The 17,982-nt window shown below is 63.9% G+C and carries 16 protein-coding genes; 9 read left to right on the top strand and 7 right to left on the bottom strand.

The window, feature by feature from the left end; genetic code table 11:
* Positions 1 to 28: 28 nt before the first annotated feature.
* Positions 29 to 1,876 carry a tetratricopeptide repeat protein gene (locus AC3WLT_RS21550; protein ID WP_492593717.1) on the bottom strand — a complete coding sequence of 616 codons (1,848 nt, stop codon included), beginning with the start codon at positions 1,874 to 1,876 and terminating at the stop codon, positions 29 to 31.
* Between the two features lie 138 nt (positions 1,877 to 2,014).
* Between AC3WLT_RS21550 and AC3WLT_RS21555 the strand changes: the two genes are divergently transcribed.
* The 3 genes from AC3WLT_RS21555 (at position 2,015) to AC3WLT_RS21565 (ending at position 5,484) form a co-directional block, all read left to right on the top strand.
* Positions 2,015 to 2,362, top strand: coding sequence for an ArsR/SmtB family transcription factor (locus AC3WLT_RS21555; RefSeq protein ID WP_492593718.1), 348 nt, complete (start codon positions 2,015 to 2,017; stop codon positions 2,360 to 2,362).
* Complete coding sequence (locus AC3WLT_RS21560; RefSeq protein WP_492593719.1) at positions 2,359 to 3,612, top strand: cation diffusion facilitator family transporter; 1,254 nt, start codon at positions 2,359 to 2,361, stop codon at positions 3,610 to 3,612. Before AC3WLT_RS21555 ends, AC3WLT_RS21560 begins: the two co-directional genes overlap by 4 nt.
* A 147-nt stretch (positions 3,613 to 3,759) precedes the next feature.
* Entirely contained in the window at positions 3,760 to 5,484 is a 1,725-nt protein-coding gene (locus AC3WLT_RS21565; RefSeq protein ID WP_492593720.1) for an FAD-dependent monooxygenase, read from the top strand.
* 54 nt (positions 5,485 to 5,538) lie between these two features.
* Here the strand turns inward: AC3WLT_RS21565 and AC3WLT_RS21570 are convergent, their stop codons facing one another.
* Genes AC3WLT_RS21570 through AC3WLT_RS21585 form a run of 4 tightly spaced genes read right to left on the bottom strand, consistent with a single transcriptional unit; the run spans position 5,539 to position 10,884 of the window.
* Complete coding sequence (locus AC3WLT_RS21570; RefSeq protein WP_492593721.1) at positions 5,539 to 5,790, bottom strand: formate dehydrogenase subunit delta; 252 nt, start codon at positions 5,788 to 5,790, stop codon at positions 5,539 to 5,541.
* A gap of 8 nt (positions 5,791 to 5,798) precedes the next feature.
* A complete protein-coding gene (fdhF, locus tag AC3WLT_RS21575) occupies positions 5,799 to 8,804 on the bottom strand; it encodes a formate dehydrogenase subunit alpha (protein ID WP_492593722.1) in 3,006 nt (1,001 codons plus the stop codon).
* 14 nt (positions 8,805 to 8,818) lie between these two features.
* Positions 8,819 to 10,402, bottom strand: coding sequence for a formate dehydrogenase beta subunit (locus AC3WLT_RS21580; RefSeq protein ID WP_492593723.1), 1,584 nt, complete (start codon positions 10,400 to 10,402; stop codon positions 8,819 to 8,821).
* Complete coding sequence (locus tag AC3WLT_RS21585; RefSeq protein WP_492593724.1) at positions 10,399 to 10,884, bottom strand: NAD(P)H-dependent oxidoreductase subunit E; 486 nt, start codon at positions 10,882 to 10,884, stop codon at positions 10,399 to 10,401. The genes AC3WLT_RS21580 and AC3WLT_RS21585 overlap by 4 nt, the downstream gene beginning before the upstream one ends.
* Positions 10,885 to 11,017: 133 nt before the next feature.
* On the opposite strand from AC3WLT_RS21585, the gene AC3WLT_RS21590 reads away from it, so the two are divergent.
* Complete coding sequence (locus AC3WLT_RS21590; protein WP_492593725.1) at positions 11,018 to 12,097, top strand: substrate-binding domain-containing protein; 1,080 nt, start codon at positions 11,018 to 11,020, stop codon at positions 12,095 to 12,097.
* Between the two features lie 109 nt (positions 12,098 to 12,206).
* On the top strand, positions 12,207 to 12,473 hold the full coding sequence (locus AC3WLT_RS21595; RefSeq protein ID WP_492593726.1) for a hypothetical protein: 267 nt from the start codon (positions 12,207 to 12,209) through the stop codon (positions 12,471 to 12,473).
* Positions 12,474 to 12,610: 137 nt separating this feature from the next.
* Here the strand turns inward: AC3WLT_RS21595 and AC3WLT_RS21600 are convergent, their stop codons facing one another.
* Complete coding sequence (locus AC3WLT_RS21600; protein ID WP_492593727.1) at positions 12,611 to 12,979, bottom strand: COG4315 family predicted lipoprotein; 369 nt, start codon at positions 12,977 to 12,979, stop codon at positions 12,611 to 12,613.
* Between the two features lie 547 nt (positions 12,980 to 13,526).
* Here AC3WLT_RS21600 and AC3WLT_RS21605 point away from each other — a divergent pair.
* A complete protein-coding gene (locus AC3WLT_RS21605) occupies positions 13,527 to 14,495 on the top strand; it encodes an O-fucosyltransferase family protein (RefSeq protein WP_492593728.1) in 969 nt (322 codons plus the stop codon).
* A gap of 99 nt (positions 14,496 to 14,594) precedes the next feature.
* Here the strand turns inward: AC3WLT_RS21605 and AC3WLT_RS21610 are convergent, their stop codons facing one another.
* Positions 14,595 to 14,918, bottom strand: a complete 324-nt coding sequence (locus tag AC3WLT_RS21610; RefSeq protein ID WP_492593729.1) for a uracil-DNA glycosylase family protein — start codon at positions 14,916 to 14,918, stop codon at positions 14,595 to 14,597.
* Between the two features lie 282 nt (positions 14,919 to 15,200).
* On the opposite strand from AC3WLT_RS21610, the gene AC3WLT_RS21615 reads away from it, so the two are divergent.
* The 3 genes from AC3WLT_RS21615 to AC3WLT_RS21625 all read left to right on the top strand — a co-directional run bounded on the left by AC3WLT_RS21615 (position 15,201) and on the right by AC3WLT_RS21625 (position 17,982).
* Entirely contained in the window at positions 15,201 to 15,362 is a 162-nt protein-coding gene (locus tag AC3WLT_RS21615; RefSeq protein WP_492593730.1) for a hypothetical protein, read from the top strand.
* A gap of 643 nt (positions 15,363 to 16,005) precedes the next feature.
* Entirely contained in the window at positions 16,006 to 16,704 is a 699-nt protein-coding gene (locus AC3WLT_RS21620) for a hypothetical protein (RefSeq protein ID WP_492593731.1), read from the top strand.
* 84 nt (positions 16,705 to 16,788) lie between these two features.
* A complete protein-coding gene (locus tag AC3WLT_RS21625; RefSeq protein WP_492593732.1) occupies positions 16,789 to 17,982 on the top strand; it encodes an HlyD family secretion protein in 1,194 nt (397 codons plus the stop codon).

The following is a 17,982-nucleotide window of genomic DNA, read 5'->3' on the forward strand; positions in this document are numbered from 1 at the left end:
CTGCTTGCCTTGGGCGCCTTGGCAGCCGCTAGCCGCGGCGCAATTCGTCGGCCGCCGCTTCGACCACGTCGCCCCACGCGCCCGGCTGCGGCTGGCGCAACAGCGTCGCGCCCGGATACCACGGACTGCGCGTTGCGCCGACGAACCAGCGCCAATCCGCCGCGAACGGCAGCATCAGCCATAGCGGCTTTTTCAGCGCGCCGGCGAGGTGAGCGATCGACGTATCGATCGACACCACCGCGTCGAGCCGCTCGATGATCGCCGCGGTGTCCGCAAAGTCGCCGATCCGCGTATCGAATCGATGAATCGACGTGGCCCGCGGATGCGCGTCGAGCGCGGCGTGTTCGTCGTCGCTCAATGCGGGTTGCAGCACGATCCAGTCGATGCCCTCGAGTGCGAAGAGCGGATCGAGCGCGGCGAGCGGCATCGAACGGTTTTCGTTCTGCTGGATGCGTCCCGACCACGCAATGCCGATCTTGCGCTTCGCGTGGCCGCCGAGCGAGCCGCGCCATTTGCGGCGGTAAGTCGGCGGTGCGCTGAGGTAGGGCGTGCGGGCGGGAATCGTGTCGTAGGTCGTGCCGAGCGCGAGCGGCAAGCTCAGCAGCGGACATTGCAGATCCGCGGCGGGACGCGGTGCGCCCTGGGCGATCAGCGTCACGCGCCAGGCTTGCGCGGCAGGCGCAAGCAGCGCCAGCAACTGCGGTTGCACCTCGAGTACGACGCGGGCCGCGCGTTGCGCCGCCAGCGGCACGAAGCGCACGAACTGCAGCGTATCGCCGAAACCCTGTTCCGCGTGCACGAACAGCGTGCGCTCTTCGATCGGTTCGCCGTGCCAGCGCGGCAGCGTCTGCATCACGGGTTGTGCCGTGGTTTGCAGCCGCCATTCGTATTCGGGCAGTCCGCGCGCGAAGTCGCGCAGCGCAAGCCACGCAAGCGCGCGGTTCATATGCGCGGAGGCGAGCTCGGGGCGCAAGCGCAGCGCTTGATCGAACGCGCGCACAGCCGCGGCGTGCCCACCCAGCGCCTGGTGCGCGGTGCCCAGACTCAGCCACGCGAGCGCGAATTGCGGATCGAACCCGACCGCGCGCTCGAAATACGGCAGCGCCTGCGCATGGCGGCCCAATGCCGCGAGCGCGTTGCCGAGGCCGAAGATCGCGGGCGGCAGGTTCGGCTGCAAGGCGAGCGCCGCCTGGAACGAGGCGACGGCTTCCGCGTGGCGGCCGGTGGCGTCGAGCGTATTGGCAAGGTTGAAATGCGCGGCGACGAAGCGCGGCTCGGCGGCCAGCGCCGCGCGAAAGCGCGGGATCGCCTCGTCCGCGCGGCCGAGCGCGTTGAGCGACATGCCCATGTTGTTGAGCGCGCCCGCATGCCCGGGGCGCAATTCGAGCGCGCGCCGGAACGACGCGATCGCCTCCGTCTGGCGCCCGAGCGCATGCAACGCGTTGCCGAGATTGTTATGCGACGACGCGTCCTGCGGCTGCAGACGCAGCGATTTCTCGAACGCGTCGGCTGCGTCTTCGTGGCGGCCTGCCGCCGCGTAGGCGTTGCCGAGGTTGTAGTGCGCCATCGGGAAGGACGGCGCGAGCGTCAGCGCATTGCGAAATTGCTCGATCGCGTCGTCGAGTTTGCCCAGCGCCTTCAGCGCGTTGCCGAGGTTCAGTTGCAGCGCGGCGTCTTCCGGGCGCAGGTTGACCGCGCGCCGCACGAGCTCGGCGGCTTCGGCGTGCTGGCCCTGCTGATGGCGCAGCACGCCCAGCAGGTGCAACGCATCGACGTGCGCGGGATTGCCGTCGAGCGTCGCGCGATAGCCGCGCTCGGCGTCGTCGAGGCGGCCGTCACGATGCGCCGCGAAAGCGCGGTCAAAAACAGGTTGCATGACGGAGGGATGGTATTTCGGGTAAGACGAACGCCGCATTTTCCCACACTCGTCGGCGCCGCTCCGGATTTGACCTGGTGCGTCATCATTTATAACATGTGAATACCTGTTCATATATCTGTCGATGTCTCGCTTGTTATGGCTTCCATCACCCTGCCTGTCAGCTTCGCAGACCGTTCGCCGGACACCATCGCGCCGCTGGCCGATCTGTTCCGCCTGCTGGGAGACCCGACGCGCCTGCGCATCGTGCTCGCATGCGTCGACGAGCGGCGCGCGGTCGGCGCGATTGCCGAGGCGCTGGGTTTGTCGCCTTCGCTGGTGAGCCACCATCTGCGGCTGTTGCGCGCGGCGCGCATCGTGCGCGCGGAGCGGCAGGGCAAGCAGGTGTTCTACCTCGCCGCCGACCGTCACATCAGCGCGATGCTGGCCGGCATGCTCGAGCATGTGGCCGAACCGGCCGCCGAATTTCCTCAGGATGCGTCATGAAGAAAACCACCACCCCGAACCGGGCCGCCGAAGAGCGGGAGGACGAGCACGCGCCGGTGTGGTTCGACGGAGCGCTTGACGGAATCGATGGCGAAGACGCGCGAATCGACGGCGAGGCCGGCGCCGCTGACGATCATGCCGGGCATGGGCATGAGCATGAGCATGAGCATGAGCACGAGCACGAGCACGAGCACGAGCACGAGCACGAGCATGGCGCGGCTCACGCTCATTCGGCCCCCGCGCAGGGCGCGGGCGGTCACGCGGAGCCTGACCACCAGCACAGCCACGGCGACGATCACCACGCGGGCCACGCCGGGCATAACCACAGCCACAGTCACGCCGGCCACCATCACCACGCTCACGCACCGATCGAAGGTCACGGCCGTGCCTTCGCGCTCGCCGTCGCGCTGAACGTCGCGATCGTGGTGATGCAGGGCATCTACGGCGTGATCGCGCATTCCACCGCGCTGCTCGCCGACGCCGGCCACAATCTCTCCGACGTGCTCGGCCTGCTGCTCGCCTGGGGCGCCACCTGGCTCGCCAGGCGTCGCCCGTCGGCGCGTTATACGTTCGGCTACGGCAGCTCGTCGATTCTCGCGTCGCTCATCAATGCGGGGCTGCTGCTGTTCGCGTGCGGCATGATCGTCGCCGAGGCGATCGGTCGCCTGTTGAACCCGGCGCCGGTTGCGGGGCTCGCCGTGTTCGTCGTTGCGACGGTCGGCGTGGTCGTCAATGGTATTTCCGCGTGGCTCTTCATGCGCGGCCAGAAGGAAGACCTGAACATTCGCGGCGCTTTTCTGCATATGGCCGCGGACGCGGGCGTCTCGGCGGCGGTCGCGATCAGCGGTCTGGTGATTTTTTACACGAACTGGACCTGGCTCGACCCGGTGATGAGCCTGCTCGTGGTCGCGGTGGTCGTGTACGGCACCTGGGGCCTGCTGCGCGATTCGGTGCGGCTCGCGCTCGACGCCGTGCCGCCCGGCGTCGATCTGCAACGCATCCGCGACTATCTCGCCGGACAGCCGGGCGTCACCGACGTCCACGACCTGCACGTCTGGGCGTTGTCGACCACCGGAAATGCGCTCAGCGCGCATCTGGTGATGCCGGCGGGCCACCCCGGCGACGAGTCGATCGACGGCATCGTCGTCACGCTGCGCGAACGTTTTTCGATGCAGCATGCGACGCTGCAAGTCGACCTCGGCACCACCGAGCACCGCTGCGCGATGGATCATCCGCCGCACGCGCATTAACGTGCGAATCAGGCCCGCAATAGGCTCGTATAAGGCCCGCATAAGGCCCGAACAGCGCCCGCGCCGGCTCCGTGATTGACGCAGCGCACCGCCGAACGGCGACCGGGCGGCGTACACTAGAGCGCACTGCTGCCTCCGGAGTTCCGCATGGACGCTGCTCCCAACGACGCGTCACCGGTGCTGATCGTCGGCGCGGGTCCGACCGGACTCGCCGCGGCGATGAGTCTAGCGCGTGCCCACGTTCCCGTGCGTCTGATCGACAAAGCGATGCAGCCGAACCCGCACTCGCGGGCGATCGGCATCCAGGCGCGCACGCTCGAACTGCTCGAACAGCATCGGCTGATCGAGCCGTTTCTCGAACTCGGCCATCGCGCGCGCATCGTCAATCTCTTTTCAAATGGGCAGCGCCTTGCGCGGCTCGATTTCGATCCGCTGCACACGCGCTATCCGTATCTGCTGTTTCTCGATCAGGCGATCACTGAACGCCTGTTGACCGAGCATCTGGCGACGTTCGGCGTGACGATCGAACGGGGCGTCGAACTGACGGTGTTCTCGCAAGGCGTGACCGGCATTCAGGCGACGCTGCGCCGCGCCGACGGTCACACCGAGACCCTGCACCCGTCGTACATGATCGCCGCCGACGGCGCGCATAGCTCGATCCGTCACCGGCTCGGTTTGAACTTTGTGGGCAAGACTTTCGAGCAGACTTTCCTGCTCGCCGACCTGCACGCCGAAACCGATTGGCCCGAAGACGAGTTTCACATCTTCGCTTCCGGTGAAGGTCTGGTCGCATTTTTCCCGATGGGCCACGGCCGCCATCGTCTGATCGCCGATCATCCGGCGGAGCCCGCCGCCCGTGTCGCGCCCGCGACGCCCGCGGTGCTCGGCGAGCCGCCGCTGAACATCGTGCCGCCGCCTTCGCTCGACGAATGCCGGGCGCTGGTCGCGCGGCGCGTCAATGAACGGGTCACGGTGTCGGACCTGGCGTGGTCGTCGTATTTCCATCTGAACAGCCGGATGGTGGAGCGGCTGCGCGTCGGGCGTGTCTTCCTTGCCGGCGACGCCGCTCATGTGCACAGCCCGGCCGGCGCGCAAGGGATGAACACGGGCATTCAGGAAGCCTTCAATCTCGGCTGGAAGATCGCGCGGGTGCTCAACGGCGCGGCGCCGGACCGCCTGCTCGATACCTACCATCTGGAGCGGCATCCGATCGAACGTGACGTGCTGCGGCAAACCGGCTTCATCACGCAGATGGCCGAGGCCGATCACGGACCGCTGAAGCTGCTGCGCGAACGTGTGATGCCGGTGCTGGCCGCGCTCGGTCCGCTGCGCGATGCGGCGCGTTTGACGATCAGCGAATTGTCGATCCAGTATCGGCGCAGTCCGCTGACGTTCGAACGTGTACTCGACGGCGGCCCGCGCGCCGGCGAGCGCGCGCCGGACGCGCTGGTACATGTGGTGGACGGGCCGCTCGGCCGTGTGCCCGGCGTCGGCTGCATTTTCGATCTGCACGACCCGGCGTTCTTTTCGCTGTTCCTGCTGGTGCCGCCTGTTCCCGCCGACGAAACGCCGCTCGATCCGGCCGCTAGACACGAGCCGCCGCCGAACGCGGAACTGGAGCGGCTCGCCGCCGAGGTCGACAAGGTGTTGGGGGGCGCGGTGCGCATCTGGCGCGTGACGGATACGAACGGCGAGGGCGGGCCGCCGCTGGTCGAATCGTATGGCCGCACGCGGCCGTCGTTCTACCTGGTGCGGCCCGATGGTTACGTAGCCGCGCGCGGCCGCACCGGCTCGGATTTGCATGGCTTGCTGCGGCACTGCGAGGCGTGGTTCGCCGTCGGCGGGGTGGTGCCGGAGCAGGCGGCGCTTTGAGCCGGCCGCTTTGGCCGCACCGCGGCCACGGAGGCCGCCGAAACCGCTGTGCGCTTACGCGAAAGAAGCAGCAGCCGGCGTCAGCTGATCGCGATGTTTGACGAGCGCCTCTTTGACGATGCCCGACATCGCGATGCCGCTTGCATCTGGTTGGTCGAGCGTTGCCAGCAACGCGCGCCGCATGCGCGGCTCCCAGAAGCGGCGGATATGATCGGCGATGCCGGCGAGCGCTTCTTCGCGGTCCGGCATCGAGTCGAAAAAATCGCCGATCCGGTTCGCCATGTCGATCAGGTTCTGGTCATCCATGGCTTGCCTCACTTACCCGACGTTGCATTGGCCAACTCGCGCTGCTTCAGCAGATCGAGCTGCTCGGTGTTGAAGCGCGAGTAGTCCTGCTGCCACTGCGACGGTTGTTCGACCGGCATCACCTGCACCGCGGTGACCTTGTATTCCGGGCAGTTGGTGGCCCAGTCCGAGCTGTCGGTGGTGATCACGTTCGCGCCGGATTCGGGGAAGTGGAACGTCGTGTAGACGACGCCCGGCTGCATCCGCTCGGTGACCTTCGCGCGCAACACGGTTTGTCCCGCGCGCGATTCGATGCCGACCCAATCGCCCGTCCTGATGCCGCGTTCCTCCGCGTCGTGCGGATGCAGTTCCAGACGGTCTTCGTCGTGCCAGCGCGAGTTCTCGGTGCGGCGCGTCTGCGCGCCGACGTTGTATTGCGACAGAATCCGGCCGGTGGTGAGCAGCAGCGGAAACTTGCGCGTGACTTTCTCCGGCGACGCGATGAACTTCGTAATCACGAACTTGCCCTTGCCGCGTACGAAGGTGTCGATATGCATGGTCGGCGTGCCGTCGGGTGCGTTCTCGTTGCACGGCCACTGGATGCTGCCGAGCTCGTCGAGCTTCCTGTACGAAACACCGTGGAAGGTCGGCGTGAGACGCGCGATCTCGTCCATGATCTGCGACGGATGCGTGTAGTCCATTTCATAGCCGAGCGCGCGCGCGAGCATCACCGTGACTTCCCAGTCGGCGTAACCCGGCACCGGCGGCATCACCTTGCGCACGCGCGAGATGCGGCGCTCCGCGTTGGTGAAGGTGCCGTCCTTTTCGAGGAACGACGAACCCGGCAGCAGCACGTGCGCGTACTTCGCAGTTTCGTTGAGGAAAATGTCCTGCACGACGATGCATTCCATCGACGACAGCGCCGCCGACACATGATGCGTGTTCGGATCCGACTGCACGATGTCTTCGCCCTGGCAGTACAGGCCCTTGAAGGTGCCGTGCACGGCGGCATCGAACATGTTCGGAATGCGCAGGCCGGGTTCCGGTTGCAGCGTGACGTTCCAGGCCTCTTCGAACAGCGTGCGCGTGACCGTGTCGCTGATGTGGCGATAGCCCGGCAGTTCATGTGGGAACGAGCCCATGTCGCACGAACCCTGCACGTTGTTCTGGCCGCGCAGCGGGTTCACGCCCACGCCTTCGCGGCCGATGTTGCCGGTCGCCATCGCGAGGTTGGCGATGCCCATCACCATGGTCGAGCCTTGTGCGTGTTCGGTGACGCCGAGGCCGTAGTAGATCGCGGCATTGCCGCCGGTGGCGTAGATGCGGGCGGCTTCGCGCACGTCCTGGGCCGGCACGCCGGTGATTTCTTCCGTGGCCTCAGGCGCGTTCTCCGGCAGCGCGACAAAGTCGCGCCAATGCTGGAACGCGCGCGTATCGCAGCGCTCGGCGATGAACGCCTCGTTGAGCAGCCCCTCGGTGACGATCACATGCGCGAGCGCATTGACGACCGCCACGTTGGTGCCCGGACGCAGTTGCAAGTGATGCGATGCCTTCACGTGCGGCGTATCGACGATATCGATGCGGCGCGGATCGACGACGATCAGCTTCGCGCCTTCGCGTACGCGGCGCTTCAGACGCGAGCCGAACACCGGGTGGCCGTCGGTCGGATTCGCGCCGATCACCATGATGACGTCGGCTTTATCGACCGACGCGAAGGTTTGCGTGCCAGCCGATTCGCCGAGCGTCGTCTTCAGGCCGTAGCCGGTCGGCGAGTGGCACACGCGCGCGCAGGTGTCGACGTTGTTGTTGCCGAACGCGGCGCGCACGAGCTTCTGCACCAGATACGTTTCTTCGTTCGTGCAGCGCGACGAGGTAATACCGCCGATCGAATCGCGGCCGTGTTTCGCCTGGATGCGACGGAATTCCGACGCGGCGTAATTGAGCGCTTCTTCCCAGCTGACTTCGCGCCACGGATCCGTGATCTTCGCGCGGATCATCGGCCTGGTGATGCGGTCCTTGTGCGTCGCGTAACCCCACGCGAAGCGGCCCTTCACGCAGGCGTGGCCTTCGTTCGCCTGGCCGTTCTTGTGCGGCACCATCCGCACGACCTGGTTGCCCTTCATCTCGGCCTTGAACGAGCAGCCGACGCCGCAATACGCACATGTCGTAACGACCGAATGCTCGGACTGGCCAAGCATGATCACGGACTTTTCCTGCAAGGTCGCGGTCGGGCAGGCCGCGACGCACGCGCCGCACGACACGCACTCCGATTCCATGAACGGCTGGTTTTCGCTCGCCGCCACGCGCGATTCGAAACCGCGCCCGGCGATGGTCAACGCGAACGTGCCTTGCGTTTCTTCGCAGGCGCGCACGCAGCGATTGCAGACGATGCACTTCGACGGGTCGTACGTGAAGTACGGATTCGATTCGTCTTTCCTGTCCTTCAGATGATTCGAGCCGTCGAAGCCGTAGCGCACCTCGCGCAAGCCCGTCACGCCCGCCATGTCCTGCAGTTCGCAGTCGCCGTTGGCGGGACAGGTCAGACAGTCGAGCGGGTGATCGGAGATGTACAGCTCCATCACGTTGCGGCGCAGCGATTGCAGACGGTCGGTCTGCGTGCGCACTTTCATGCCGGCTTCGACCGGCGTCGTGCACGAGGCCGGATAACCGCGCTTGCCTTCGATCTCGACCAGACACAACCGGCAGGAACCGAACGGTTCGAGCGAATCGGTCGCACAGAGCTTCGGCACGTTCACGCCGGCTTCCACGGCGGCGCGCATCACCGACGTGCCGGCCGGCACCGTGACCGGCTGGCCGTCGATTTCGAGCGTGACGTCGACGTCGGCATGGCGCTCGGGCGTGCCGTAGTCGGTGTCGTCGAAGAACGAGCGGGGCGCGCGTTGTTGCGCTTGCAGGGCTTGCGATTTGCACGCGCAATTGGAGCCGCAGCCGCCCCCCAATCCCCCAAGGGGACTTCCTTCGGGGCGGGGGACTTCCTTCGGGGCGCCGGCAGGGGAGTTGAGCATGTCGGACATGTGAGGCTCCTGAATCAGGCCGCAGCCGCTTTGGGCGCGTGATCGTGCACGTGATCGTGCACGTTATCGAGACCGAAGTCTTCGGGGAAATGATCGAGCGCGGACAGCACCGGGAACGGCGTCATGCCGCCCATCGCGCATAGCGATCCGGACACCATCGTGTCGCACAGATCGCGCAGCAACTGCACTTGCCGCGTCGAGGTGTCGCCATTGCGAATCCGGCCGATCACTTCGACGCCGCGCGTCGAGCCGATCCGGCACGGCGTGCATTTGCCGCACGATTCGAGCGCGCAGAAGTGCATCGCGTACTGGGCGAGTTCGGCGAGATTCGAGGTGTCGTCATGCACGACGATGCCGCCGTGGCCGACCACCGCGCCGACCGCCGCGTAGGCCTCATAATCCATCGGAATGTCCCACTGGCTTTCCGGCAGATAGGTGCCGAGCGGGCCGCCCACTTGCACCGCACGCGCCGGCCTGCCGCTTGCCGTGCCGCCGCCGTAGTCGTACATCAGTTCGCGCAGCGTCACGCCGAACGCGAGTTCGACCAGACCGCCTTGCTTCACGTTTCCGGCGAGCTGGAACGGCAGCGTGCCGCGCGAGCGGCCCATGCCGAAGTCTTTATAGAACGCCGCGCCGCGCGCGAAGATGATCGGCACCGTCGCGAGCGTGATGACGTTGTTGATCACGGTCGGCTGGCCGAACAGGCCGACTAGCGCCGGCACCGGCGGCTTCGCCCGCACGATGCCGCGTTTGCCTTCGAGCGATTCGAGCAGCGCGGTTTCCTCGCCGCATACGTAAGCGCCCGCGCCCTCCGCGACGAACAGTTCGAAGCGATGCGCCGCCGAGCCGAGCACGCTGTCGCCGAGCCAGCCGGCGGCGCGCGCTTTGGCGATCGCGGCTTCGAGCGTCGCGATCGAATGCGGATACTCGCTGCGCACATAGATGTAGCCGACCGTCGCGCCGGTCACGACGCCCGCGATGATCATCCCTTCGATCAGCACGAACGGGTCGCTTTCCATGACGAGGCGGTCGGAGAAGGTGCCGGAGTCGCCTTCGTCCGCGTTGCAGACGATGTATTTCTGCGCCGCCCGCGCGCCGCGCACCGTACGCCACTTGATGCCGGCCGGGAACGCCGCGCCGCCGCGGCCGCGCAGGCCCGATTCGATCAATGCTTCGCAGGCGGCGTCGCCGTCGGTTTGCAGCGCGTTGCGCAAGCCTTCGAGGCCGCCGTGCGCGACGTAGTCGTCGATGGACAGCGGGTCGGTGATGCCGATACGTGCGAAGGTCAGGCGCTGCTGCTTCTTCAGGTACGGAATCTCGTCGACCACGCCGACGCGGCGCGCATGCTCGCCGCCTTCGATGAAGCCGGCATCGAACAGCGAGGTGACGTCGGTCTCTTCGACATTCGCGTAGCCGACGCGGCCCTCAGCCGTAGCGACTTCGACAAGCGGTTCGAGCCACAACAGACCGCGTGAACCGTTGCGAACCAGTTCGATTTCGATACCGCGGCGTGTGGCTTCGGCTTCGATCGCTTGCGCCAGCGCGTCGGCGCCGAGCGCCAGCGCCGCCGAATCGCAGGGAACATAGACGCGCGTCATGCCGTTACCTCCACACGTTTGTGGGCGGCGGCAAAGAGCGTGTCGAACTTGTGCGGCGTGACTTTCGCGTGCAGCGTGCCGTTGAGCATCAGCGCCGGCGAGAGTGCGCATTGGCCGAGGCAATACACCGATTCCAGTTCCACCGTCGCGTCACGCTGGTGTTCCGCATCGAAGCGGCAACCGGTGCGCGCCTCGATATGCTGCGCGAGCGCTTCGGTGCCCATGCTGCGGCACGCTTCCGCGCGGCACAGCTGCACCGTGACGGGCGCGGCGGGCTGCGTGCGGAAGTGGTGGTAGTAGGTGATGACGCCGTGGACTTCCGCGCGCGACAGGTTCATGGCGCGCGCGAGCGGCGCAACCGTGTCGGGCGGCACGTAGCCGAGTTCGTCCTGGATCGCGTGCAGTACCGCGAGCAACGACCTGCCCGGTTGGGCGTGGCGTTGCACGAGTTGATCCGGCGCGAAGGCGGGGGAATCGTCCAAGTGGGGGCTCCTCCAAAGTCATATATGCACTTGTCATTCATAATGCGTGCACTTATGCTTCGTTTATCGATATGGGATAGCCGAACAATAGGCGGGTGAAACGGCTCGTGCAATAGGAAAGAGTTAAGCATATATGGTCAGGATCGAGTGTCTGGCGCAGCTGGTTGTGAGGGGGCCGGATGGTCGCGAGGCAAGCCTGTCGGACGTGGTGCCGCTTCTCGCGCTGGTGGACGAGTCCGGCAGCATTGCGCAGGCGGCGGCGCTTAAGGGTTTGTCCTACCGGCACGCATGGGGTTTGCTGCGCAGCATCGAAGAGCGTTTGGGCGGTCCGCTGATTGCGAAGGAGCGTGGCCGCGGCTCGGTGCTGTCCGAATTGGGCCAGGCGGTGCTGCGTGCGCAGCGTCTATGCGGCGAACGGCTCGACGGCACTATGCAGGCGCTCGCCAGCGAGGTCGCGAGCGATCTGAACCGCTGGCTCGCGCCCCCCGCCGCCGATGTGCGGATTCACGCGTCGCACGGCTACGCCGTCGTTGCGCTGGTGACGGCACTGGTCGCGCACGAACTGCCGGTCGATATCAAGTACCGCGACAGCGCGGACGCGGTCAGCGCGCTGGCGCGCGGCGAATGCGATCTGGCCGGCTTCCATTTGCCGCTCGGCGAGTTTCGCGCGGCGTGCGCCGACACGTATCGGCGCTGGCTCGATCCGCAGCGTCACGTGCTGGTCCATCTGACGCGGCGCAAGCAGGGTCTGTTTCTCGGCAAGGGCAATCCGAAGAGCATCGGCGGCCTGAGCGATCTCGCGCGCGACGATATCCGCTTCGTCAATCGCCAGCCCGGTTCCGGCACGCGGATGCTGCTCGATCTCGCGCTAAGGCAAGTCGGCGTCGACCCGGATCGGGTCAACGGTTATGCGTCGACGGAACTGACGCACTCGGCGATCGCCGCGTTCGTGGCGAGCGGCATGGCGGATGTAGGTTTCGGCGTCGAGCCGGCGGCGCATCACTTCGGGCTCGACTTCATCCCGATCGTCGATGAGGACTATTACTTCGCCTGTGACCGCGCGCGGCTGGAGCGCGCGCCGCTCGCGACGGTGATCGGCCTGCTGCGCGGCGACGCGTTTCGCCACAGCGTCGAACAGCTCGAAGGCTACGATCCGCGCGACTGCGGCAAGCTGCTCGATCTCGATGTGGGACTCGGTGAGGCAGCCGCGTAAGCGACGGTAAACAGGATGATGCCGCCGGCGCTGCGTCTAGCGTTCGTTTCGGATACTCTCTAAGCTTCCGCTTCCGCCTTAACCGCGCGCTGTGCCGCGCTGACTCTATATGAACGTTCTTCTTCACGCATGTGTCGCCGCCGCGACGGCCGGTGCGCTTCTCGCTGCTGTTCCGGTTGCCTTCGCTCAGAATGCGCCCGGCGTGCCGGGTGGTATTTTGCAAGAGCAGTTCCGCCTTGCTGAGCATCCGCAAATGCCGTTTGCCGCATCGGCGCCCTCGGACAAATATCAGTCCGGTAAGAAATCAGCCATGCGCAAACAGGGCGATATGGGCGATCCGAACGGCTGCAATCTGCAGTGTCCTAAAGACCAGTGAATGCAGACTGAGTGTCTTCGTGCTCGCGCGCGGGTTCGTCGCGGGTTCGTTTGTGCAGCGCCGGCGTTCTGCCGGCGTTTTTGCCTGTGCTTTCCTTTCCGTTTGCCGGACCGGTTGCTGCTATCGGCTGGCGATCATCAGGGCTTGGCGGTGTGCCACATGTCCTTGAAGCCTTCGCCCTTCATGTCTCCTGCCTGCTTGTCGGCGCCGTAGCGATAGAGCGGATGACCTTTGTACGCCCATTGCTGTTTGCCGTCGGCGGAGGGAATCAGCGTCCAGTCGCCCGACGGCTTGTCCGACGGGCCCGCCACTGCCGCAGGCCAGTAGCTCATGCACCCGCCGGTGCAGGCGCTCACGCCGGGCGTGGTGTCTTTGTCGAAGGTATAGAGCGTCATGCCGTCCGCGGTGACGAAACGCCCATCGACGACTTTCGGCGCCTCGGCGAAAGCCGCTTGTTGCAGCGCGAGCAGTGTGAGCGCGGAGAGGCAGAAAAGAGTCTTGCGCATGATGTCGGCTCCTGATTTTGGTGTTGGTCTCGCGCGGCCCGCGGCGTGCGGGCGCGCGTGCGAATAAACGACCGAACGCGTGCATTTATTCCATTGGCGGCTCGATTCGCCGCCGAACTGCTTGCCAGCAAAAAGGCCTGCTCGATGATTCGTTGAGCGGGCCTTCTGTTTTATAGGCTGTTTCGGTGCACCGTGCTGCGCTCAGTGTGGGTTCAATGCGGGCGAGGAAAATGTTGCCGGGGTTAGTGTGCTGGCTCACCAACATGGGCCAAACTTACTCAACAAACAGCGCCATGATGCTATGCTGAACGCGTTTTTGTGGCCCGCTTTTAGGCCAGAACATCCAGGGAAACAGCGATCGGCGCGGCCGCTTTTCTTCGCATTCCGCGTTTCACGATCCGGTTCTTGTTCAGTGTTTCTCCTGGGCGTGCGATTACCAAGGGCATGACCGCCTGCCGATACGCGGGACCTGACTTGCATTGGGTCCTGAAGCGCAAATCGACGGGTTCCGTTTTTCAGACAATACCTAATTAATCCGGAGTTAGGCATGTTGAGAAAGGTAGTCGACCGCGCAAAACAGATCCGGCGCAGCGAGGGGTTCAAGCATTCCGTGGCGATGCCCAGCCGAATGTCTCTCCATGCCACGCAGCGTTTGAACAAGGGCGTGTTTGCCATCGAGATTCAGGAGAATTCCGGGTTTTTCTCCGTGATGCAGATGGTCCTGTTTATTCTGATGTATTGCGACGAAAAACATCTGACTCCGCGCATCTCGGCCCGCAGGGGAATCTACGGTGATCCCGAAGGAAAAATGGACTGGTTCTCAGCCTTCTTCGAGACCGTGCCGAAGCAGTCGGGCATAACGCCTCCGCAAAATGTGAGAACGTCGACGGTTCGCGATCTCGTTCAGTTGGGCTTTCGTCAGCGGTATGAACACCGGCTTCAACTCAAGAGTGCGAGCGAACTCTTTTTCGCGCATTATCGGCCGGCCGTGCATATCTTCGACGAGGTCAACTCGATCTGCGAAAGGCTCGGGATCGGCCCGTCGACCCTTGGCGCCCATTTCAGAGGCACGGATAAGAACCTGGAAGCCGTGCCGGTTTCCCGGGGTAACTTTTGCCGGCTGGTGGAATCGACGCTCGCGGAAAATCCGCATTTAACCAGTATTTTCGTATCGAGTGATGAGCAGGCGTTTATCGACTTTTTCGTCGCGTGGCCATTCAGCAAGCCAATCAAGGTAGCACCCGCAAAGCTACTCGCAAACGGCAGCACGCCTGTTCATTTCAGCGGCTATCCAGGACTTGAAATCGGCCGTGAAGCGCTGATTTCCAGCTTGCTGCTTTCGAATTGCGGGTTTCTCGTGAAGACGCCGTCGTATTTGTCTGCATGGTCGAAAATATTCAATCCGTCGCTTCCGGTGAGGCTCGCGTCGCCCCCGCGTCCGGATGCGTTCTGGTTCCCCGACAGCCGACTCTGGCTCGAACAGGACGAGGAGAGCAGAGCCTTGTTCGAGGGTTAGTGGTTCTCAAGCACCGCGCGTGCCGGCGGCGCAACCGCTCAGCGCTCCTTGCGTATTTGCCGACTGATCCGACTTCTCGGCGTCTTTTGCAGTTGAGGCTCAACCATACGCTCTCCCGACCTCCCGAAGCACGTCTAGTATTTCCACCCTTAACGCCGGCAGGCAGTTCAGGCTGCGTGGGCTCGAATGCGGGCACGCGTGCGTGGCGAGATCGGGGCTAAACGCCTCGACTTGAGGCCGCGCCTTCTGCGCCTTAACACTCATGAAGACGACGGTGCGCAGCTTGGGCAGCAGATCGATCAGGCGCGGAAGCGGCAGGAGACCGGCCTCAAGATCATAAGACTCAAGGTGTGTCGCCTTGTTGCGGCGAAGAGTTGTCACTTGCGGACGCTGGAGCTTATTCCAGCTCGAATTTAAATACATTGTTTGGCTCGGTGAACCGGGTAGTGAAGTGCCGCCCGGTTGCTTTGTACGTTTTCCCTGTGACCAAAAAGTACTGCACGTCTGCACCGACGGACTCGTCGGAGTTGGGTACGCGTCGATACGAGAATGCAGGGAACTGCAATGCGCCGTCCTGTCGAACCAGGCTGCGACAGGAACTGACCCACAGCGTACGAGTTACTTCACCAACTAGGACTTTTCCGGATCTCGCCGTTCATTTTCCGATCAAACAATATGGATTTTCTGGGTGGTTTATGAGTTTGCATGAATACCACCTTGGGAATTTTCTTTATTAAAGGATGGAAAATTCCGAGATTTATTTTGTATTGCTCAAATAATTCTGATTCAACTGGTTTTCAAGTGATGGTGTGGTTCGCGGTTACCCTGCAAGGGGGCGCAGAAAAGGTTGTTACGCAAGGCTTGTAGCTGTTTCTCGAGAGTGTGCTTCCCGTCTGGATTAAGGTTGGCAAGGGTTAAATGTGCAAACTTTGCAAACACCTCATCACACCGCCGGAAACCGCATTTTTAGGTCATTCCGTAATGGAAGTTTGTCGTGCTAGGATTCGCCTCGCTCGGCAGGGTATATTAATTCAGCTGGGCGAATTTATTGACTTTATTAATAGAGGTTTAAGATGCAAAAAATCGATCGCGCCACGCTCGCTAAATCCGCTGTTGCCGGCGGCTGCTGCAAAATCGTCAACGGCGAACCGCCTTGCGCGAAGCCGGCGCCGGCGCCGGTGAAACCGTGTGCAGGCGTGTAATTGACGCACCGCGGGAGACCGCCTTGAGCGGGTGGTCTCCCGCCTTCCGCATGAATATAGATTTCAGCAGACTATCGATGTGGCGGGCTTCGTTGAGAAATTTCGCCGTGCGCCAGTTTTATCGTGCAAAGGGTGCATTGATCGCGCGGCTGCCTGTAGTCGCTATCGCTCCTCTGGCCGCCGCGGCTTGGCGCGTCCAAACACTCCTTGGCTCCCGCGCTCGCTGGCGCGGCGCCGAGCGTTGTGAATTTGCCCGAAGCATCGTCGGGGGGGCTCCAATCGATACGTGCAGCGTCGCCACGACAGATTTGCGCGAACGACTGATCGATCAACGTATTTACTTTGGCAGACTCCTGCGTGGCGGCGAAGCATGGCCTGATCTGCAGGCCGTCGCGAACGAACTGGCTGCTCAGATCCGGCAATTGCAAGCCGCCAGCCCGGGGCGGCCGATCTTCGTGTCGCCGTTTCATTACGTATCGCAATACGCAAATATTTACGTGATCGACGAGTTGCGGGCGCTGCTTGGCCTCGAGTCGATCGCCGTGGTGTCGGGCGTGCCGCGCAATGTGTACGGTGAAGATCACGCACAGATTCCCGGCGTGCAGCTGCTCTACACCTACGGCGAAGACAATCGCAACGGCCTCGGCCTGCGCCTCGCGCGAGCACTCAGGCGTAGCGGCATAGCCGTGCTGTTCGCCGATGTGCCGCCGTTCGCGCTTTACCGCTTTCCGATGGAGACCGTCGACGTATCGATGTTCGGGCGTGCCGCCCGGATTCACAACGGTGTGTTTCGTCTCGGCACGCAATTCGAAGCGTTGTTGCTCCCGTTCTATCTCAGGTTCGAACGGGGGCGCTTCAGCGGCGAAATACTGGCGCCACTGCAGCTGACTCAGCCAGACGCGCCGCAGCGGCTGGCCCAATACATCGAAAATGCGCTGACCGATAACTGCCGTCACTCGCTCGTTGTGGGGCACCCTTCAATGTACGCGTTTGCGGCAAGCAAATAACGCGTATCGCTGACGTTGCGCGGTGTGCAGCGTGCAGACGATCTCAAAGAAAGTAGCGCCGGCTCGTGCCGGCAAGAACAGATTATGAAGCCCATCAATCTTCCGCAATTCAGGGATGTCTCGTCCCGCTGGATTGCCTATACGGCGTCGGCGATTGTCATTGCGGCGGTTATTTTCTCCTTCGTGCACGAGGTCGAACTCAAGCAGGACGTGCGCGCTGAAATCGTCTCGCCCTCCGACGTCAAGGTTCAGGGATTGAGCGGGCTCGTTGCGGACGTGTATGTGCATAGCACCGATCGCGTGGCGGCTGGTACGCCGCTCTTTCGTCTTGAGCGCGACCTCACGCTGACGAGCGACGGCCAACCGCGCCCGCGGTTCGACGAGCACATGCGCGATGAACAGATTCATTCCGTCGAAGCGCAATACAGCCAACGCAGGGCCGCACTGACCGTGCAACTCGACAATGCCCGGCGAACCGAGCAAAGCCGTAGCGCGGAGCTGGGTGCGATTGACGAGCAGATCGCGCAGAACCGCCACCTCGTGGACGAGTCCGGCCGCAAGCTTGCGCGACTCGAATCTGTCTCGGACTACGTCACCGCAGACCGAATCGAGCAGGCGCGGGCGGACACGCATCAGGCCAGGGTGGTGGTTGCGCAGAGCGCCGCGCGGCGCCAACAGTTGCTCGCAGAACGGGCCACCGCGAAAACCATGCAAATAGAACTCGAAGCGCAGTTGAACGAACTGGACGCACGGCAGGCGCGCGACGTACAGGACATCCGCATCCGCTTCGAGGAGAACCGTCAGAACACGACCATTTCCGCGCCGAAGGCGGGCGTCGTCACATACTCCGACCTGGTGCCGGGCCGCACGCTGACGCCGGCCGATGTCGCGCTCGTGATCACCACAAGCAAAGACGGTGGGCTGCGAGCCGCGCTGCGTATCCCGTCACGACGACGCGGCTTCGTGCATGAAGGACAGATCGTACGCCTCAAGCTCGATGCGTTTCCTTATGCCCGCTTCGGCAGCTACGAAGCCCGCATCGATTCGATTTCGCGCACCACGGTGCGCTCGACTATGTCCGCGGCAGGCGCATCCGAACCGCGTGCTCCGGACGGCGACTATATGGCGTGGGCCACCCTTAACGGCAACCAGTTCGAATTCGGGCGGCAACGTTTCGACATTCTGCCTGGCATGACTGGGACCGCGAGCATCGTCATCGAGCGCCGCACGATCGCCGAGTGGGTGCTGGCGCCGTTTTTCCGCATTCTGCGAGGCTAA

The sequence above is a fragment of the Paraburkholderia sp. FW306-2-2C-D06C genome, from assembly GCF_058781505.1.

Bases quoted from the DNA above. Each gene is read 5' to 3' on its own strand.
- AC3WLT_RS21550 (WP_492593717.1), bottom strand. From the start codon at position 1,876: ATGCAACCTGTTTTTGACCGCGCTTTCGCGGCGCATCGTGACGGCCGC.
- AC3WLT_RS21555 (WP_492593718.1), top strand. From the start codon at position 2,015: ATGGCTTCCATCACCCTGCCTGTCAGCTTCGCAGACCGTTCGCCGGAC.
- AC3WLT_RS21560 (WP_492593719.1), top strand. From the start codon at position 2,359: ATGAAGAAAACCACCACCCCGAACCGGGCCGCCGAAGAGCGGGAGGAC.
- AC3WLT_RS21565 (WP_492593720.1), top strand. From the start codon at position 3,760: ATGGACGCTGCTCCCAACGACGCGTCACCGGTGCTGATCGTCGGCGCG.
- AC3WLT_RS21570 (WP_492593721.1), bottom strand. From the start codon at position 5,790: ATGGATGACCAGAACCTGATCGACATGGCGAACCGGATCGGCGATTTT.
- fdhF (WP_492593722.1), bottom strand. From the start codon at position 8,804: ATGTCCGACATGCTCAACTCCCCTGCCGGCGCCCCGAAGGAAGTCCCC.
- AC3WLT_RS21580 (WP_492593723.1), bottom strand. From the start codon at position 10,402: ATGACGCGCGTCTATGTTCCCTGCGATTCGGCGGCGCTGGCGCTCGGC.
- AC3WLT_RS21590 (WP_492593725.1), top strand. From the start codon at position 11,018: ATGGTCAGGATCGAGTGTCTGGCGCAGCTGGTTGTGAGGGGGCCGGAT.
- AC3WLT_RS21595 (WP_492593726.1), top strand. From the start codon at position 12,207: ATGAACGTTCTTCTTCACGCATGTGTCGCCGCCGCGACGGCCGGTGCG.
- AC3WLT_RS21600 (WP_492593727.1), bottom strand. From the start codon at position 12,979: ATGCGCAAGACTCTTTTCTGCCTCTCCGCGCTCACACTGCTCGCGCTG.
- AC3WLT_RS21605 (WP_492593728.1), top strand. From the start codon at position 13,527: ATGTTGAGAAAGGTAGTCGACCGCGCAAAACAGATCCGGCGCAGCGAG.
- AC3WLT_RS21610 (WP_492593729.1), bottom strand. From the start codon at position 14,918: ATGTATTTAAATTCGAGCTGGAATAAGCTCCAGCGTCCGCAAGTGACA.
- AC3WLT_RS21615 (WP_492593730.1), top strand. From the start codon at position 15,201: ATGAATACCACCTTGGGAATTTTCTTTATTAAAGGATGGAAAATTCCG.
- AC3WLT_RS21625 (WP_492593732.1), top strand. From the start codon at position 16,789: ATGAAGCCCATCAATCTTCCGCAATTCAGGGATGTCTCGTCCCGCTGG.